The 17,000-nt window shown below is 71.2% G+C and carries 17 protein-coding genes; 3 read left to right on the forward strand and 14 right to left on the reverse strand.

The features are described from left to right. Nucleotides 1-96: 96 nt before the first annotated feature. The 8 genes from LL239_RS02330 to LL239_RS02365 are packed head-to-tail and all read right to left on the reverse strand — an operon-like array spanning nucleotide 97 to nucleotide 7,184. The gene (locus tag LL239_RS02330) at nucleotides 97-798 is read right to left on the reverse strand and encodes a DNA-3-methyladenine glycosylase (RefSeq protein ID WP_228161822.1); all 702 of its coding nucleotides are present in this window, start codon (nucleotides 796-798) and stop codon (nucleotides 97-99) included. Continuing rightward, nucleotides 795-2,201, reverse strand: a complete 1,407-nt coding sequence (locus LL239_RS02335) for a hypothetical protein (protein WP_228161823.1) — start codon at nucleotides 2,199-2,201, stop codon at nucleotides 795-797. The genes LL239_RS02330 and LL239_RS02335 overlap by 4 nt, the downstream gene beginning before the upstream one ends. Beyond that, the gene (locus LL239_RS02340) at nucleotides 2,191-3,048 is read right to left on the reverse strand and encodes a TIGR03943 family putative permease subunit (RefSeq protein ID WP_228161824.1); all 858 of its coding nucleotides are present in this window, start codon (nucleotides 3,046-3,048) and stop codon (nucleotides 2,191-2,193) included. The genes LL239_RS02335 and LL239_RS02340 overlap by 11 nt, the downstream gene beginning before the upstream one ends. Beyond that, nucleotides 3,041-4,096 carry a permease gene (locus LL239_RS02345; RefSeq protein ID WP_374197604.1) on the reverse strand — a complete coding sequence of 352 codons (1,056 nt, stop codon included), beginning with the start codon at nucleotides 4,094-4,096 and terminating at the stop codon, nucleotides 3,041-3,043. The genes LL239_RS02340 and LL239_RS02345 overlap by 8 nt, the downstream gene beginning before the upstream one ends. Continuing rightward, the gene (locus tag LL239_RS02350; RefSeq protein WP_228161826.1) at nucleotides 4,056-4,463 is read right to left on the reverse strand and encodes a Fur family transcriptional regulator; all 408 of its coding nucleotides are present in this window, start codon (nucleotides 4,461-4,463) and stop codon (nucleotides 4,056-4,058) included. Before LL239_RS02350 ends, LL239_RS02345 begins: the two co-directional genes overlap by 41 nt. Nucleotides 4,464-4,504: 41 nt before the next feature. Next, nucleotides 4,505-5,365, reverse strand: a complete 861-nt coding sequence (locus LL239_RS02355; RefSeq protein WP_228161827.1) for a metal ABC transporter permease — start codon at nucleotides 5,363-5,365, stop codon at nucleotides 4,505-4,507. After that, nucleotides 5,362-6,174, reverse strand: coding sequence for a metal ABC transporter ATP-binding protein (locus LL239_RS02360; RefSeq protein ID WP_228161828.1), 813 nt, complete (start codon nucleotides 6,172-6,174; stop codon nucleotides 5,362-5,364). The genes LL239_RS02355 and LL239_RS02360 overlap by 4 nt, the downstream gene beginning before the upstream one ends. Further along, nucleotides 6,171-7,184, reverse strand: a complete 1,014-nt coding sequence (locus LL239_RS02365) for a metal ABC transporter solute-binding protein, Zn/Mn family (protein WP_228161829.1) — start codon at nucleotides 7,182-7,184, stop codon at nucleotides 6,171-6,173. Before LL239_RS02365 ends, LL239_RS02360 begins: the two co-directional genes overlap by 4 nt. A gap of 226 nt (nucleotides 7,185-7,410) precedes the next feature. Here LL239_RS02365 and LL239_RS02370 point away from each other — a divergent pair, with 226 nt between their 5' ends. Continuing rightward, the gene (locus tag LL239_RS02370; protein ID WP_228161830.1) at nucleotides 7,411-8,853 is read left to right on the forward strand and encodes an MFS transporter; all 1,443 of its coding nucleotides are present in this window, start codon (nucleotides 7,411-7,413) and stop codon (nucleotides 8,851-8,853) included. Between the two features lie 157 nt (nucleotides 8,854-9,010). On the opposite strand, the gene LL239_RS02375 is transcribed toward LL239_RS02370, so the two are convergent. From LL239_RS02375 to LL239_RS02400, 6 genes are all read right to left on the reverse strand, one after another. Further along, entirely contained in the window at nucleotides 9,011-9,655 is a 645-nt protein-coding gene (locus LL239_RS02375) for a hypothetical protein (protein WP_228161832.1), read from the reverse strand. Between the two features lie 191 nt (nucleotides 9,656-9,846). Beyond that, nucleotides 9,847-11,160 carry a dihydrolipoamide acetyltransferase family protein gene (locus LL239_RS02380; RefSeq protein WP_228161833.1) on the reverse strand — a complete coding sequence of 438 codons (1,314 nt, stop codon included), beginning with the start codon at nucleotides 11,158-11,160 and terminating at the stop codon, nucleotides 9,847-9,849. Between the two features lie 95 nt (nucleotides 11,161-11,255). Next, on the reverse strand, nucleotides 11,256-12,233 hold the full coding sequence (locus LL239_RS02385; protein WP_228161834.1) for an alpha-ketoacid dehydrogenase subunit beta: 978 nt from the start codon (nucleotides 12,231-12,233) through the stop codon (nucleotides 11,256-11,258). Then, nucleotides 12,230-13,360: a thiamine pyrophosphate-dependent dehydrogenase E1 component subunit alpha gene (locus LL239_RS02390; protein ID WP_228161835.1), complete on the reverse strand. Its 1,131-nt coding sequence runs from the start codon at nucleotides 13,358-13,360 to the stop codon at nucleotides 12,230-12,232. The genes LL239_RS02385 and LL239_RS02390 overlap by 4 nt, the downstream gene beginning before the upstream one ends. Before the next feature lie 92 nt (nucleotides 13,361-13,452). Then, nucleotides 13,453-14,907 (reverse strand): glycoside hydrolase family 43 protein, encoded by a 1,455-nt coding sequence (locus LL239_RS02395; RefSeq protein ID WP_228161837.1) that lies wholly within the window; start codon nucleotides 14,905-14,907, stop codon nucleotides 13,453-13,455. Between the two features lie 8 nt (nucleotides 14,908-14,915). Then, nucleotides 14,916-15,992, reverse strand: coding sequence for a histidinol-phosphate transaminase (locus tag LL239_RS02400; protein WP_228161838.1), 1,077 nt, complete (start codon nucleotides 15,990-15,992; stop codon nucleotides 14,916-14,918). Nucleotides 15,993-16,049: 57 nt separating this feature from the next. Between LL239_RS02400 and LL239_RS02405 the strand changes: the two genes are divergently transcribed. Beyond that, nucleotides 16,050-16,454 carry a phage holin family protein gene (locus LL239_RS02405; protein WP_228161839.1) on the forward strand — a complete coding sequence of 135 codons (405 nt, stop codon included), beginning with the start codon at nucleotides 16,050-16,052 and terminating at the stop codon, nucleotides 16,452-16,454. Between the two features lie 34 nt (nucleotides 16,455-16,488). Further along, nucleotides 16,489-16,995: a low molecular weight protein-tyrosine-phosphatase gene (locus LL239_RS02410; protein WP_228161840.1), complete on the forward strand. Its 507-nt coding sequence runs from the start codon at nucleotides 16,489-16,491 to the stop codon at nucleotides 16,993-16,995. Nucleotides 16,996-17,000 lie beyond the last annotated feature (5 nt).

Consider the following 17,000-nt stretch of genomic DNA (forward strand, 5'->3'; position numbering starts at 1 on the left):
AAGATCCCTTGTCTGCACCCCGTTCCGGGCACAGCACGAGGCCGGGATCGGAAGAAGGGGTACGTACTACGCGCTGGAGTGCGCGCAGACAAGCGATCAGTCTAGCACGCCCGGCGTGTCGCCTTGACGAGCCGTCTCCTCGGCGGCTCCCCGGCCCCAGCGGAACGCCGACACCGTCGGGTCTCCCGTCAGCCAGAACCGCCACGGGAACGCCGCGGTCCCCGCGACGCCCGCGACTCCCACCCGCGGGCCCGTGGCGATCGGCGTGGCGCGCCGCTCGGGCAGGAACAGCCGCGCCCGCGCACCGGCGCGCTCGGCCCCGGTGATGGCGTCGATCCCGTCGTGGGCCGGATGCCGCAGGCCCACGGCATCCCCCAACCGTCCGGGTCCGCGCGCGAGGTCGCGCGCCGTGCGCACGACACCGCCGCGCTCCCGACGACGCCGCTCGGCCGCAGCGGCACCCTCGATCACTTCGCCCCCGCGCAGCAGCACACCGCCGGCGACGCCGTCGGGCCCGCACACGACGTTGACGCAGGAGTGGATGCCATGGCTCAGATACACGTAGAGGTGCCCCGGCTCGCCCCACATGGTCGCGTTGCGCGCCGTCGGACCGCCGCGCGCGTGAGAGCCGGGGTCGGGCCGGTCGCCCGTTCCGAGCCCGTGGTACGCCTCGACCTCGCTGATGCGCAGCACCACGCGCTCCCCCGCGACGACGGTTTCGAGGTGCGCGCCGAGCAGGAGCGGGGCGACCTCGACGGGCAGAGCCTGGAGGTCGTGGCGCGCGGCGGGTCGCGTCATCCGGGAGGCACCTGGCACCACGACAGGTCGAAGCCCTGGAGAGCGGCGAGCTCCTGCCCGGTGTCGATCTCGACCAGGTGGGTCTGCAGCCGCCCCGGCAGGGGCAGCTGGTAGCGGTCGAAGGGGTTGTCGATCGCTCGCGGCGCGATCAGGACGGCCGCGTAGCGGCCGCTCGGCGACACGCACGTCTGCAGCACCGTGTCGGTGCCGGGAACCTCGAGAAGGGGGCGCACCGCGCCGTCGGTGTCGACGTGGCCGATGGTCGTGGCCCGGTAGGCGCCGTCCGCGTCGATGTCGGCGAACGAACGGATCGTGCCCGCGCCCGCGCCGGGGACGGGTGTTGCGCGCCCCGGCATCCCCGGCGGGTCGACCGGCTCCTCGAGTGCTTCCTCGGACCCGTCCGTGAGGTTGATCTCGCGGATGCCCTCGAGCCGCTCGACGATCGCCACCGCAGATCCGCGCGCAATGCCGTCGATCGATACCGCGGTCCCCATCGGAGCGGCGTTGCCGCCCTCGGCGTCGGTGAGCAGCAGGCGGGAGTCGAAGGTCAGCACGAGCATGCTGTCGGTGTCGGGGACGAAGCGCCAGTCGGCCACCCGGACATCGCCACCGTCGAGCCCGACCTCGACCGGCGGCGCGTCGTCCGCCGCCGATGCCGTGAACAGCTTGCTCTCGCGTCCGCCGGCGGCACCCAGGGTGGCATCCGAGAAGGTGAACCCGACACGCTCGCCGCGGTCGGCGGACTGCAGGTTGGAGACGAAGCCGGGCCCGGGCAGGGCGATGTCGTGCGCGTTCTGCCCGTCGAGGTCGGTGACGATGACGCGTGCCCGGTCGCCCTCGCGCACCGAGACGACGAGGTGGTTGGCGGTCGCCCGGAAGTCCTCGATGTGCTCGTGGGTGAAGACGGGCAGGCCTGCCTCGCCCTTCAGATCGGTGCGGAAGATGGTGTCGCCGTCGGCCGTGCCCCGCTGCATGAGGAACGCCTCGAGCGGCGGGGTCCGGAACGTCTCGCTCAACGTCGAGGCGGGGCCCGCGCCGAGTCCGCGCACGTCGCGGACGGTCACGCGGTAGTCGGAGTCGTCGCGCAGCGGAAGGGTGAACCGGATGCCGACGCTGCGACCGGACGTGTCGACGGTGAAGGGGGTCGCGGGCTCGACCTCGACCTGCGCCGGGTCGACATCCTCGAGGGACTGCGTCGTGGTGAGGATGACCCGGGCACCGGATGCCGCGACGGCGGCGGCCGGGTCGACCTGCACGTCGGTCACCCGGGGCCCTTGCGCGACGGACACGACGCCGCCGACGCCGCCGACGAGCACCAGGGCGCCGAGGACCGCCGCGAAGGCGAAGAGGAACCCGCGTCCGCGACGACGGCGAGCGCGGACACGCCGGGAATCAGTACTCATACGGATCCGCCGGCTCGTCGATGGCCGCCACCTGGTCGGCCCGGATCTCGAGCGCACCGTCGCCGGTGGAGCGCACCGTCCCGGTCACCGTCACCCACTGTCCCGTCGAGGGGGCCGACCCGGACGCGGTGATCGGCAGCCGTGCGGTCTGCGCGTCGATGACGCAGTGCGTGATGACGAGACGTGTGAGGTCGAACGTCGCCCCGTCCTGCCCGGGGGTGATGAAGCCGGTGAGCGTGACGGGCTTGCCGTCGAAGGTCTCGGGGTTGGTGGAGTGCGCGAAGATCGCCGACCAGTCGCCGATACCGAAGGTCGACGTATCACCCGAGGCCGCCAGCGTCACCACGTCGGAGCCGACGAACAGGGGCGGTGCGCCGACGTCGCGCGAGACGGCGAGCTCGGCGGAGAGCGAGGCGGGCGGGGTCAGCAGCACGGCCACGACCGCTCCCGAGGCGATGAGTCCCCCGCTGAAGGCCGCGATGCCGCCGGGCGTCAGGCGCGGACGAGCGGCGAGGTGCTCGTGCGCGGCGTGGTCGTGCGCGTCCGACGCGTCGACGTGCTCGTGGTCGGCGTGCGCGAAGGCCTCGCGCCGGGCGCGTGCCGGGGCGGCGGCGTGGCCGTGCTCGTGGTCGTGACCATGGTCGGCCTCGGCACCCAGCGGCAGGGCGAACGTCGCGATGGATCCGAGCAGCGCGATCACGGCCATCCCGACGGCGAACCACGCCGAGTCGGGATTGATGTACAGCGCGATGCGGCCGGTCAGCCACAGCGCGATCGTGGTGACGGCCAGGCACGCGGTGAGCCCGACCCCGAGCCAGCGCGTGGCGAGAGCACCCGTTCTAGACAAGGAGGTTCACCACCGTCCCGAGGGCGAAGGCCGAAAGCACGACCACCGCGGTCAGCCCGACGAGCACGCGCGTGGTGAAGGTCGTGCGCAGCAGCGCGTACATCTTCAGATCGACGATGGGACCCACGACGAGGAACGCCACGAGGGAGCCCGGGGTGAAGGTCGAGGCGAACGACAGCGCGAAGAACGCGTCGACGTTCGAACACAGCGAAACCACGACGGCCAGCAGGATCATCGCCGCGATCGACAGCGCGGGGTCCGATCCGATCGCCAGCAGGGCGCTGCGCGGGACGAGCACCTGCACGGCGCCGGCGATCAGCGAGCCGATGATGAGGGCCGGCATCACCGACCGCAGCTCGACGACGAACTGCGCGAGCGACCGGCGCCCGCGGCCGCCGCGTTCCTGAACGACGATCTCGCAGGTCTCGAGGAAGCGCTCGGTGAGGAGCGCGTCGGGATCCGGATGCCGGCTGTACAGCCACCCGATGAGGTTGGCGATGAGGTAGCCGCCGATGAGGCGGGCCACGAGGATGCCGTCGCTGAAACCGAACGCGGCATGCGTGCTGATGATGACGATCGGGTTCACGATCGGCGCGGCGACGAGGAAGGTGAGGGTGTCGGACACCCCGAAGCCGCGCATGAGCAGGCCGCGTGCGAACGGCACGTTGCCGCACTCGCACACCGGGATGAACATGCCCAGCAGCGACAGCACCGCTCGGCGCGCCCAGGGCGTGCGCGGCATCCATCGTTCGATCGCCCCCGGCGGCACCCACACCTGCACGACGATCGACAGCAGCACGCCCAGCACCACGAACGGCAGCGACTCGATGAGGACGCTGAGGGCGAGGGTCAGACCGTCCTGCGCGCGCGTGGGCAGCGGCGCCGGGAAGAACGTCGGGGCGAGCGCGTCGATGAGGAACAGCGCGGTGATGACGAGCACACCCAGGCCGAGCGCGACGAGGGTGCGGGAGGCGCCGGACCGCGGGGGAGCCGGCGCGGCGGTGCGACTAGTCGTCGCCACGCTCGCGGGCGCGCGCGCAGTCCGCACAGACGCCGAAGATGTCGACCACGTGCTCGGCCTGCGAGAACCCGTGCTGGGCGGCGGTGCGCTGCGCCCACTCCTCGACGGCGTCGGCCTCGATCTCGACGGCCACACCGCACGAGCGGCAGATCAGGTGGTGGTGGTGCCCGCGGGTCTCGCAGGCGCGGAAGAGGTTCTCGCCGTCCGGACTCTGCAGCGAGTCGGCGTCGCCGCGGGCGGCGAGGCCCGCAAGGGCGCGATACACGGTGGCCAGGCCGATGCCGGTGTTCTCGTCGCGCAGGGTGGCGTGCAGCGCCTGCGCGCTGACGAAGCCGCCGGCACCGGCGAGAGCTTCGCGCACGCGTTCGCGTTGCCACGTGTTGCGCTGAACCATGCGGGAAGTCTACCGAGGCGAGTAGTGAATCGGCTGGGCGGCTACACCGCCCGGGTGGTGCGGTCGCGACGTGCCCCGACGAGACGGCAGACGAGGTAGATCACGAACGAGATCGTCGTGATGTAGGGGCTGACCGGCAGGGTCCCGGCGACGGCGAGCAGCACTCCACCCACGGCCGACACGAACCCGAACAGTGCCGCCAACAGCGGCACCGACAGGGGACCGGATGCCACCCGCATCGCCGCGGCGGCCGGGGTGACCAGCAGAGCCATCACCAGGAGCGCGCCGATGATGTGCACGGCGACGGCGACGATGAGCCCGAGCAGCAGCATGAACCCGAGCGACACCGCCGTGGTGGGGACTCCGCGAGCCGCGGCGGACTGCGGGTCGAGGGAGTCGAAGCGCAGCGGACGCCAGATCATCAGCAGCGCCACCAGCACCACCACGCCGATCACGACGAGCCATCCGAGCTGAGCGCTCTGGACCGACACGATCTGCCCGGTGAGGAGGCTGAAGCGGGTGGCGCTGCGCCCGTTGTAGAGCGAGAGGCACAGGATGCCCACTCCCAGGCCGAACGGCATGAGCACGCCGATGATCGAGTTGCGATCCCGCGCGCGGGCCCCCAGCAGGCCGATGATCGCCGCCGCGATGACCGACCCGACGATCGAACCCGAGACGACGTCGGCACCGATGAGGAGGGCGACGGCGGCACCCGCGAACGACAGCTCGCTGATGCCGTGGACGGCGAAGGCCATGTCGCGCTGCATCACGAAGACGCCGATGAGACCGCCCACGAGGCCGAGGACGGCGCCCGCGTAGACGGAGTTCTGCACGAGCTCGAGGATCGCGCCGTATTGGCTCACGCCGCCGAACAGCGCGTCGCCCACGTCGGACCAGTTCATACGTCGTCCCCGTCGTGGTGGTGATGGGCTTCGTCGGCGTCGGGGGCGCCGACGACGACGAGTCGCCCGCCCGCCCGGGTCACGAACACCGGTGCGCCGTACAGCGCCGTCAAGGTCTCCGACGTGAGCACCTCGTCGGGGGTGCCGAGCGTGAATCGGCCGTGGGCGATGTAGAGGATGCGGTCCACGTGGGCGAGCACGGGGTTGATGTCGTGGGTGACCAGCAGCACGGCGGCCTCGCGTTCGCGGCGGTGCCGGTCGATGAGCCGCACGACCGCCTGCTGGTTCGCCAGGTCGAGGCTCGTCAGCGGCTCGTCGCACAGCAGCAGTCGCGGATCGTCGGCGAGGGCCTGTCCCACCCGCAGTCGCTGCTGCTCACCGCCGGAGAGCAGTCCGACCGGACGGTCGGCGAAGTCGGTGGCCCCGACGGCCTCGAGCAGTTCGTCGATGCGCGCGCGGTCCTTCCTCCGCGGCAGCGGCAGACCGAACCGGTGCCCGTCGACGCCGAGACCGACGATGTCGCGTCCGCGCAGCGGCGTCTCCCGCGGCAGCGGCCGTTGCTGCGGCACGTAGCCGATGCGGCGGTTCCCGGCGCGACGGACCGGGGAGCCGAGCGCCTCGATCGTGCCGCCGCTCAACCGCTCGAGGCCCAGGATGGCCCGCAGCAGCGTCGTCTTGCCCGAACCGCTCGGACCCAGGACCGCGACGAGCTCGCCGGGCTCGACGTCGAGGTCGAGCCCGGACCACAGCTCGCGTCCGCCGCGTTCGAGAGCGGCTCCGCGGATGCGCAGGGGGATGGCGTCGGTCACGCCGCCAGGGCGTCCGACAGCGCGGTGATGTTGCTCTGCATCCACGAGAGGTAAGTCTGGCCCTCCGGGAGGGTCTCGGTGAACTCGAGCACCGGAATTCCCTTGGCCTCGGCCTCGTCCATGACCTGCGTGGTCTCGGCGCCGCCGGTCTGCGGGTTCACGATCATCAGCGAGATCTCGCCCGAGTCGATGAGCTGCAGCGACTCCAGCAGGGTCGCGGGCGGGACGTCCTGACCCTCTTCGACGGACTCGCTGAACTCGTTCGGCGTCGCGTTGGTCAGCCCCGCGGCCTCGATGAGGTAGACGGGCACGGGCTCGGTGACGAACACCTTCGCGCCGGCATCCTTCGCCTCGATCTGGCCGAGGGAGTCCTCGAGCCCGGCGATCTCCTGCACGAACGCGTCGGCGTTGGCGGTGAAGTCGGCCGCGTGGTCGGGGGCGAGCTCGCCGAGGTGCTCGGCGATGGCCTTCGCGAGGTCTTCCACGGTGTGCGGGTCGTACCAGACGTGCTCGTTGAAGCCCTCGATGTGGTCGTGGCCGTCGCCCTCGGCGTGGTCGTGGTCGTCGGCGCTCTCGCTCGGGGAGGCGGACGCCTCGTCGGCGTGCGCGTCGTCGTGCGACTCGGCGCCGGGGTAGTCGTGGTTGTACTCGACCGCCGTGAGGACCTCGGCATCCGATCCGCTGGCGTCGATCAGCGACTCCATGAACGAGTCGTACCCCGCGCCGTTCTCGATCACGAGCTGGGCGCCCTTGAGCGTGAGCTGGTCCTGCGCGCTGGCCTCGTACTCGTGCGGGTCCTGCGTGGGCGACGTGATGATCGAGGTGACGGTGACGAAGTCGCCGCCGATGGACTCGGCGATCGAGCCGTACACGTCGGTGGATGCCACGACCGCCACCGTGCCGTCCGCACCCGCCGTGCTGCTGGAAGCGGGCGTGCTGCCGGCGCAACCGGCGAGGGCGAGCACGGAGGCCGCGCCGAGGACGAGGGGAGCGAGGAGGCGTCGGGTCATGGCATCCATCGTAAACGGTAGTGATAACCGTTCTCAAATCGGCCGCACCTCGGTCTGCCTGAAGCCCGCACTTCCCTCCGGCATAAACGCGATCCGCGCGCATAAACGCGCTCCCACCGTGTTTATGCGCGCAGCAAGCGTTTATGCGGAGCGCACCTCGCGGTCGGCAGGTCGACGACGCCCTCGAAGACCCGCCTGCCCCACACGGGCGGATAGCCTGAGACGGATGCCACGGGATGAGAACGCGCGAAGACGGCTCTCCCGAAGCACCCCGGACGGCGCGATCGTCGCCGTGCTCGCCCTCGCCGGTCTGTGCTCGTCGTTCCTGTTCACGCTCGTCGTGCCGATCCAGGCGAAGCTGCCCGAGCTGCTGAGTGCTTCACGGGACGACACGGCCTGGGTGGTGACGTCGACGCTCCTGGCGGCGGCCGTCATCACGCCGATCTCCGGGCGCTTGGGCGACATGTACGGCAAACGCCGCATCGTGCTCGTGCTCCTGGCCGTCATGATGCTCGGGTCGGTCATCGCCGCGCTCTCCCCCGGCATCATCGGCCTGATCATCGGCCGCGCGCTGCAGGGCGCCGTCGTCGGCGTCGTCCCGCTGGGCATCTCGATCCTCCGCGACGTCCTGCACGAGAACCGCGTCGACAGCGCGATCGCCCTGATGAGTGCGACGCTCGGGGTCGGCGGCGCGCTCGGCCTGCCGATCAGCGCACTCGTCGCGGAGCGGACCGACTGGCACTGGCTGTTCTGGATCGCCGCCGCGCTGGGTGCGGTGGTGTTCCTGCTCGTCCTCCGCGTCGTCCCCGTCAGCGTGCTGCGCACCGCCGGTCGCTTCGACTACGTCGGCGCCGCGGGACTCGCCGTGGGGCTGATCGGCGTGCTGCTCGCGGTGTCGCGCGGCAACTCGTGGGGGTGGACCTCACCGCTCACGCTCGGCCTGGCCGCCGGTGGCATCCTGGTCCTCGTCGTCTGGGGGTGGTACGAGCTGCGCATCCCGGAGCCGCTGCTCGATCTGCGCGTGGCCGCCCGGCGCCCCGTGCTGCTGACGAACCTCGCGTCGATCGCGATGGGCTTCGCGCTGTTCACCTCGAACGTCGCGCACCCGCAGATCCTCGAGCTGCCCACCGCCACCGGCGTGGGTCTCGGGCTGTCACTGCTGACCGCGAGCCTGGTCGTCATGCCGTCCGGCCTGGTGATGATGGTGCTCTCACCGCTCTCGGGAGCACTGGCGCGGACCATCGGACCGCGCGTACTGCTGGTCGCCGGATCGGTGTCGCTCATTCTCGCGTACGGGTTCAGCCTGATCTTCTCGACCGAGGTGTGGCACTTCGTGGTCGCGAACATCCTCATCGGCTTCGGGATCGGGTTCGGCTACGCCGCGATGCCGATGCTCATCATGCGCTCCGTGCCGCCCAGCGAGACCGGCGCGTCGAACGGACTCAACGCGCTCGCCCGCTCCCTCGGGACGAGCACGTCTGCGGCGGTGGTGGGCGTCGTGCTCGCGACCCTCGCGACGGGCGAGGGCGAGACCCGCGTCCCGACGGCGCAGGCCTTCGACCTCTCGTTCGCGCTGGGCCTGGGCGCCGCGATCGTCGCGCTCGTGCTGGCGCTGCTGATCCCCACGCGGCAGGCGCCGAGCGAGCGGCATCCCGCACTCCCGGATTAGGCGCCGCCGCCCCGCTCCTTCCCCGGCGAACGCGTCCGTTCGTTCGTGGCACGGCGCACGCGCACGGGGACCGGGCAGGGGTCGACGCGCGTCGGGCTGCCCCACACGCGACAGCGGCGCCACCCCGAAGGGCGACGCCGCTGAGATCTCCCGCGGATCAGCGCAGGATGCCACCGAGGTCGAGTGCGCCGTCGACCACGTCGTCCACACCGGTGGTGACGTCGCCGACGACGTCGTCCACGGAGCCGGAGGTGTCGCCGGACGAGATGCCTCCCACGACGTCATCCACCGCGCCGGAGATGTCGCCGGTCGAGGCGCCGTTGTTGCCTGTCGAGACGCCCGCGTCACCCGTCGACACGGCGGTGTCGTTGCCCGAGCCGACGTCGTTGCCCGATCCCAGCTCGTTGCCCGAGCCGATGGGCGCGGTGGTGTCGTTGCCCGACCCGACCGGCGCCGTGGTGTCGTTGCCGGAGACGACCGGGGTCTGGTTGCCCGAGGCGACGTCGCCGTTGAGCGAGTCGCTGACGAGCGGACCCTGCACGAGCGGTCCGATGTTCGCGATGTCACCGACCGCGGTCTGCGGGGCGGCGACGAAGTCACCACTGTCGATGAGGTCGCTCACCCAGGTGTAGAACGGGTCGGACGCATCGACGAACTGCGTCGCGGTCGTCGAGGCATCCGTCGACGTGATGGTGTCGTCGGCCGAGGCCGGCAGCGCCAGCCCGGCCACGGCGAGAGCCGCAGCTCCGGTGCCGGCCGCAGCGATCATGCCGATTCGGGTCTTCGTGGTGTACGTACGCATCAGGTTTCCCTTTCCGTTTCCGTCTACGACGCTTCCGTCGCACGAGGGGTCATCCGAAGAGGACCTCGAAATCGGATGGGTGGGAACACGACAAGATGCAGGAATGCGGCCTCCGGCGACAGCCGACATCCGCGTCACGACGGCGATCGCGGGAGACCCTGGCAGAAACCTGGCAATGCCCGATCCGCGTCTCAGTCGAGCAGCAGCGCCGGCTCTTCCAGAACGGATGCCACGTCGGCGATAAACCGCGAGATGCCGTCGCCGTCGACCACGCGGTGATCGAACGAGCCCGAAACCGTGGTCACCCAGCGGGGACGCACCTCGCCGTCGACGACCCACGGCTTCTGCCGGATGGCCCCCAGCGCGATGATGCCGGCCTCGCCGGGATTGATGATCGGCGTGCCGGCATCCACCCCGAACACGCCGATGTTCGTGATCGTGAAGGTGCCGCCGGTCTGATCGGCGGGGCTCGTCTTGCCCTCACGGGCGGTGAGCGTGAGGTTCTCCAGCGCCTTGGCGAGTTCGCGCGTGTTCATGGCCTGCGCGTCCTTGATGTTCGGGACGAGAAGGCCCCGCGGGGTCGCGGCGGCGATGCCGAGGTTGACGTAGTGACGCATACGGATCTGCGCGCCGTCGTCGCCGTCGACCCAGGCGGCGTTGATCATCGGGGTACGACGTAGGGCCCAGATCACCGCGCGCGCCATGATCAGCAGCGGCGAGATCTTCACGTCGGCGAAGTCGGGCGAGGCCTTGAGCCGCTTGACGAGCTCCATGGTGCGCGTCGCGTCGACGTCGACCCAGACCGAGACGTGTGGGGCCGAATAGGCGCTCGAGGTCATGGCGTTCGCCGTCGCCTTGCGCACGCCGCGGACGGGAATCGACTCCTCGCGGGCGTCGTCGACCGGCGCCGGGGCGGCGGGCGGCGGGACCGGGATCGTCTCCTCGCGCACCGCGCCCCACTCGGGCGTCTCGATGTTGCGGAAGACGCTCGCCTGCTCGGCGTGCTTCACGACGTCCTCGCGCGTGACCTCGCCGGCGGGACCGCTCGGGGTCACGGCCGACAGGTCGACGCCGAGGTCGCGTGCGAGCTTGCGGATCGGAGGCTTGGCGACGACACCCACGGATGCCTTGACGGGTCGCTCCGCAGGCTTCCGCCGTCGCGACGACACAGCGCCGCCGGTGCCGTAGCCGACGAGAACGGACCCGCCGGGGTCGGTGGGCTCGGGAACCGTCGTCGGCTGCGCGGGCGCGGGGGGCGCGGCATCCGTCGAGCCGATGGTGATGATCGGGGCACCGACCTCGACCGTGCTGCCCTCGCCGGCGAGCAGCTCGCCGACGGTACCGGCGTACGGCGAGGGAAGCTCGACGAGCGACTTGGCGGTCTCGATCTCGACGAGGACGTCGTTGACGGCCACGGCGTCGCCGGGTGCGACGCGCCACTGGACGATCTCGGCCTCGGTGAGTCCTTCCCCGACGTCGGGGAGGACGAAAGTCTGCTCGGTCACGGTGTGTCCTTTGCTCGCGAGACTTCAAGTGACCAGCGAGACAGCGGCAGGATGTCGCGGTCTCGTCGGCGCAATGAAGTCTCGCGGATCTTTGGTCAGTAGGCCAGGGAGCGGTCGACGGCCTCGAGGATGCGGTCGGCGTCGGGGAGGTACGTGCCCTCGAGCTTCGCGGGCGGGAAGGGCACGTCGAAGCCCGACACGCGCAGCACCGGCGCCTCGAGCGCGAAGAACGCCTTCTCCATCACGGTCGCGGCGATCTCGGAGCCGAGGGAGGTGAAGCCCGGCGCCTCCTGCGCGTAGACCATGCGACCGGTGCGGCGCACCGAGTCCAGCAGCGGACCGTAGTCGACCGGTGAGAGCGAACGCAGGTCGATGACCTCGCAGCTCGTGCCCTCGCTCTCGGCGAGCGCCGCGGCCTGGAGGAGCGTCGTCACCATCGCGCCGTGGCCGACGAGCGTGACGTCGGTGCCGCGGCGGACGATGCGGCTCGCGTGCAGCGGCAGCGCGGGGGCGTCGGTGTCGACCTCGCCCTTCTGCCAGTACTTCGCCTTGGGTTCGAGGAAGATCACGGGGTCGGGCGAGTCGATCGCCTGCTGGATCATCCAGTACGCGTCGTTCGCGGTCGAGGGACTCACGACGCGCAGACCCGCGGTGTGCGTGAAGTACGCCTCGGGGCTCTCCTGGTGATGCTCGACCGCGCCGATGTGCCCGCCGTAGGGGATGCGGATGACGACGGGCATCCGTACCGTGCCCTCGTGACGGTTCGTGAGCTTGGCGAGCTGCGTCGTGATCTGGTCGAACGCGGGGAAGACGAACCCGTCGAACTGGATCTCCAGCACGGGGCGGAAGCCGCCCATCGCCAGGCCGATCGCGGTCCCGACGATGCCGGACTCCGCCAGCGGCGAGTCGATGACCCGGCGCGGCCCGAAGTCCTTCTGCAGCCCCTCGGTGACCCGGAAGACACCGCCCAGCGGACCGATGTCCTCGCCCATGAGGAGGACGCGGTCGTTCGTCTCGAGCGCGCGACGCAAGCCCGCGTTGAGGGCGCGACTGATCGGGAGGTTCTCGGTCACTGCGCTCCCCCTTCCATCGAGGCCTCGTAGTCGTCGAGCCAGCGCTGCTCCTCCTGCACGAGGGCGTGCACCTCGGAGTAGACGCTTTCGAACATGTGGGCGCGCGGGATCATGCCGAGCTCGTTCGTGCGCACACGGACGTCGTCCGCGAGCGCGCGACCCTCGGCATCCGCGTCGTCGAAGAACTGCTGCGACGCGCCGCGGCCCTCGAGGTAGGCGCGCATCCGGGCGATGGGGTCGCGTCCGGCCCACGCCTCTTCCTCGGCGGAGGTGCGGTACTTCGTGGGGTCGTCGCTCGTGGTGTGGGCGCCGCGGCGGTAGGTCATGGCCTCGATCGCGCGGGGGCCCTCACCGGCGCGGGCCTCATCGAGCGCGAGCTTCGAAACCGCGTAGCTGGCGAGGACGTCGTTGCCGTCGACCTGGACCGAAGGGATGCCATAGCCCGCGGCGCGCTTGTAGAGCGGCGTGCGCGACTGGGTGGCGACCGGGACCGAGATGGCCCACTGGTTGTTCTGCAGGAAGAACACCTCGGGCGTCTGGAAGCTCGCGGCGAACACCATCGCCTCGTGCACGTCGCCCTGGCTGGACGCGCCGTCGCCGTAGTAGACGATGACGGCTTCGTCGCGCTCGGGGTCTCCGGTGCCGCACTTGCCGTCGAACACGAGCCCCATGCCGAGGCCCGTGGCGTGCAGCGTCTGCGCGCCGAGCACGAGCGTGTAGATGTGGGTGTTGCCGTTCTTGGGGTCTGCCGGGTCCCACCCGCCGTGCGTCAGCCCGCGCATGAGGCGGATGATGTCGATCGGGTCGACGCCGCGGATGCGGGTCACCACGTGCTCGCGGTACGAGGGGAAGATGTGGTCCTGCGGGCGGGCGGCGCGCGCCGAGCCGACCTGCGCGGCCTCCTGCCCGAAGGACGGCGGCCACAGGGCCAGCTGCCCCTGGCGCTGCAGGTTCGTCGCCTGGACGTCGAAGGCGCGGATCGAGACCATGTCGCGGTAGAACGTCTCGAGTTCCGCGTCGGTGAGGGCCTCGATCAGGGGCAGATAGCGCTCGGCCTCAGGGGTGGGCGCGAGGGTGCCATCGGCCGCCAGGACGCGCACGAGAGCCGGGTCATCGAGCGGGGTCATGTCCCTACGCTAACGGGCGCGTCATGCCCCGCACCGCATGAGGTGCACAACGGATGCCGCGATCCGGCGTGGGTTTCCGACAAGCGGCGGTGTCACTCACTGCCGAGCGGCGTGTACCGCACCCCGCCGACACGCACCGGCGTCGGGCCGAGGGCGCGGAGTCCGAGCGTGCGGCCGGTGAAGCCGCCCGCGACCTCCGTGGAGAGGTAGCGGCCGTCGAGGGCGGCGATCCACCGCTCGCCGTCGGCGTCGATCAGCCCGAACCGGAGGTCGTCGGGGCCGTCGTGAGTGGCATCCACCGCCTCGACGAGGAGCGTCACGACATCGCCCGTCGCGCGAGCGGAACCCACGGACGCCTCGAGCGGACCGATGCGCGCCCGGACCTCGGCCGCGGTGCCGTCGAGCGTGATCTCGTACCAGTGGTGATCGTCGAGCCGGACCCGGAGGGCCACGGCAGCCGTCGCGTCGACAGGCGCCTCGAACCGCCAGCGAAGGTCGCGGACGCGCACGGCGAGGTCGTCCGGCCCGAGCGCGACACCGCCGGCGGGATGCGGCCCGGGGAGCACCCCGTGGGGCGACACCCACCGCGGGTGCAGCTCGGCGGCGGAGAAGTCGTCGACGAACGCCGTATCGGCACGATCCGGCAGCACGTCGTCGGTGTGCACCACCGGCCAGTCGTCGACCCACGCGATGCGCGCGAGGAAGGTCTCGCGGCCCACGACGTGGAACCCCGGGGTGAATCCGCGCGGTCGGACGCCGAGGTACACCATCGCCCAGTCCCCGTCGCAGCGCTCGACGAGATCGGCGTGCCCGGTGTTCTGCACTGGGAAGCCCGTGCTGCGGCGGCTGAAGATCGGGTTCGTCGGCGCGGAATCGAACGGCCCGTCGATCGCCCTGGACCGGGCGACGCACACCGCGTGCCCGCGCTCGGTGCCGCCCTCGGCGGTCAGCAGGTACCACCAGCCGTCGTGCCGATACAGGTGCGGCCCCTCGGGGTGCGCGAGGCCCGACCCGCGCCAGATCACCCGCGGCTCCTCAAGCAGGATGTCGCGCTCCAGGTCGATCCGCGCCTGCGCGATCACGGGCAGCGATCCATCCTCGGGCCGCAGCGCCTCATCGAGCGCGCAGTACGTCAGGTGGCACGAGCCGTCGTCGTCCCACGCCAGGTCGGGGTCGATGCCCCCGAGCCCCGGGAACACGATCGGGTCCGACCACGGCCCCGCCGGATCGGTCGCGGTGACGACGAACTGCTCGCCGCCGCGGTCGACGTTCGTCCCGACGACGAAGAACAGGCCGTCGCGGTGGCGGATGGTCGGCGCGTAGATGCCGCGGCTCGCGGCGGATACCCCCGCGGGGAACTGGCTTTCCCGCGTCAGCACGTTGCCGAGCTGCGTCCACGTCCGGAGATCGCGGCTGTGCCAGATCGGGATGCCGGGGGCGTACTCGAACGACGAGTTCACGAGGTAGTAGTCCTCGCCGACGCGGCACACCGAGGGGTCGGGGAAGAATCCCGGGATCACCGGGGTGGTGGCGGCATCCCGAACCATGCTTCGGCTCAGCGCGGGGCGACGGAGGCGGCGACCTCGACGATCCGGTCGAGCGACTCCTCCTCGCCGACGGAGATGCGGATGCCATCCCCCGCGAAGGGGCGCACGATGAGGCCCGCCTCCTCGAACGCCGCCGCCACCTCGAGGGCGCGGTCACCGGCGGGGAGCCAGACGAAGTTGCCCTGGGCGTCGGGAACGTCCCACCCGGTCTCACGCAGACGCGCGACCAGCGCGTCGCGCCGCTCCGCGATCACGGTGACACGGTGCAGCAGTTCGGACTCGGCATCCAGGCTCGCCAGCGCCGCCTCCTCGGCCGCCGCCGTGACCGCGAGCGGGATCGCGGTGCTGCGCGCGGCGTCGAGCACGCGCGTGTGGCCGATCGCGTACCCGACGCGCAGGCCCGCGAGGCCGTACGCCTTCGAGAACGTCCGGAGCATCACGATGTTGGGGCGCGCGAGCAGCGCGCGGACGCGGTGGCCCTCGACGGCATCCGGGTCGGTCACGAACTCGGCGTAGGCCTCGTCGAGGACGATGAGGATGTCGGCGGGGACCGCGTCGACGAAGGCGGTGAACTCGTCGAAGCCGACCGTCGGCCCCGTGGGATTGTTCGGGCTGCACACGATCACCAGACGTGTGCGGTCGGTGACGGCGGCCGCCATCGCGGGCAGGTCGTGGCGCGCGTCCGCGGTCAGCGGCACCTGGACGCTCGTCGCACCCGACACCGCAACGAGCGACGGGTACGCCTCGAACGACCGCCACGCGTAGACGACCTCGTCACCCGGACCCGCCGTGGCCAGCAGCAGCTGGGCGAGCAGTGAGACGCTCCCGGCGCCGATGTGGATGTCATCCGCCGAGACCCCGTACCGGGCGCCGAGGCGCTCACGCAGCCGCGCGGCCGTGGCATCCGGGTACCGATTGATCGCCGTCGACGCCCGCACCGCGTCGAGCACGCCGGGAAGCGGCTCGAACGGGTTCTCGTTGCTCGACAGCTTGAACGCGTCCGAGCTCGCCTGACGTCCCTGCCGGTACGCCGGAAGGGCGGCGATCTCGGGGCGGATACGGGGAAGGACCGGCTCTTCGCTCACGAGCCGAGCCTAACGGCGCGCCTCGTGCATGTCGGAACCCCGTGCCACGATGGAGGCATGCGCTTCGTCGTCCGCGTGGCCGTCAACGCCTTCGCCATCTGGATCGTCACCCTGCTGCCGGCCCTGCAGGTGACGCTCATCCCCTTCGCGCCCGGCGAAGGGTTGCAGGTGGCTCTCACGCTGCTCGTGGTCGGGCTGATCTTCGCCCTGGTCAACGGCATCGTCGGGACGATCGTGAAGATCGTCGCCATCCCGCTGTACATCCTGACGCTCGGCCTCATCTCGCTCGTGATCAACGGCTTCCTGCTGTGGCTCACGGCCGTCATCACGTCGAACTGGGACTGGGGGCTGCGCACCGGCGAGTTCTGGCTCACGGTCGTGGCGGCGCTGCTGATCGCCATCATCAACGCGATCCTCGGTGGGCTGCTCCGCCCCCGTCGGGACGAACGCTCACGCCGCTGATGCGCTCGGGGCCCGTCCCGGCCATGATGGAGGGATGACCGCGAGTGCCGACGCGCCCTTCCGCGTCGTGTTCGTCTGCAGCGGCAACATCTGCCGGTCGCCGATGGCCGACGTCGTGTTCCGGCGTTTGGCCGACCAGGCGGGCCTCGGGTCGCGGGTCGTGTCCACTTCGGCGGGAACGGGCGACTGGCACGTCGGCGAACGCGCCGACCACCGCACCCTCGCGGCGCTGGAGCGCCTGGGCTACGACGGCGCCGCACACCGCGCCCGGCAGTTCACGCTCGCGGACTTCGCGCACAACGACCTCGTCGTCGCCCTCGATCGCAGCCACGAGCGCGTCCTCCGCGGTTGGGCGCGGCACGACGACGACGCGGACAAGATCGCCCTGCTGCTCTCCTTCGTCCCGGATGCCGAGACCCTCGACGTCCCCGACCCCTACTACGCCGGCCCCCCGATGTTCGACGAGGTGCTCGGTATGATCGAACGCGCCAGCCGAGCCCTGTTCCGGCAGCTCGAGCCCGCCATTCGTTCCGCGGGCTGACCTTT

The sequence above is a fragment of the Microbacterium testaceum genome, from assembly GCF_020781835.1.
Lineage (GTDB): Bacteria > Actinomycetota > Actinomycetes > Actinomycetales > Microbacteriaceae > Microbacterium > Microbacterium testaceum_H.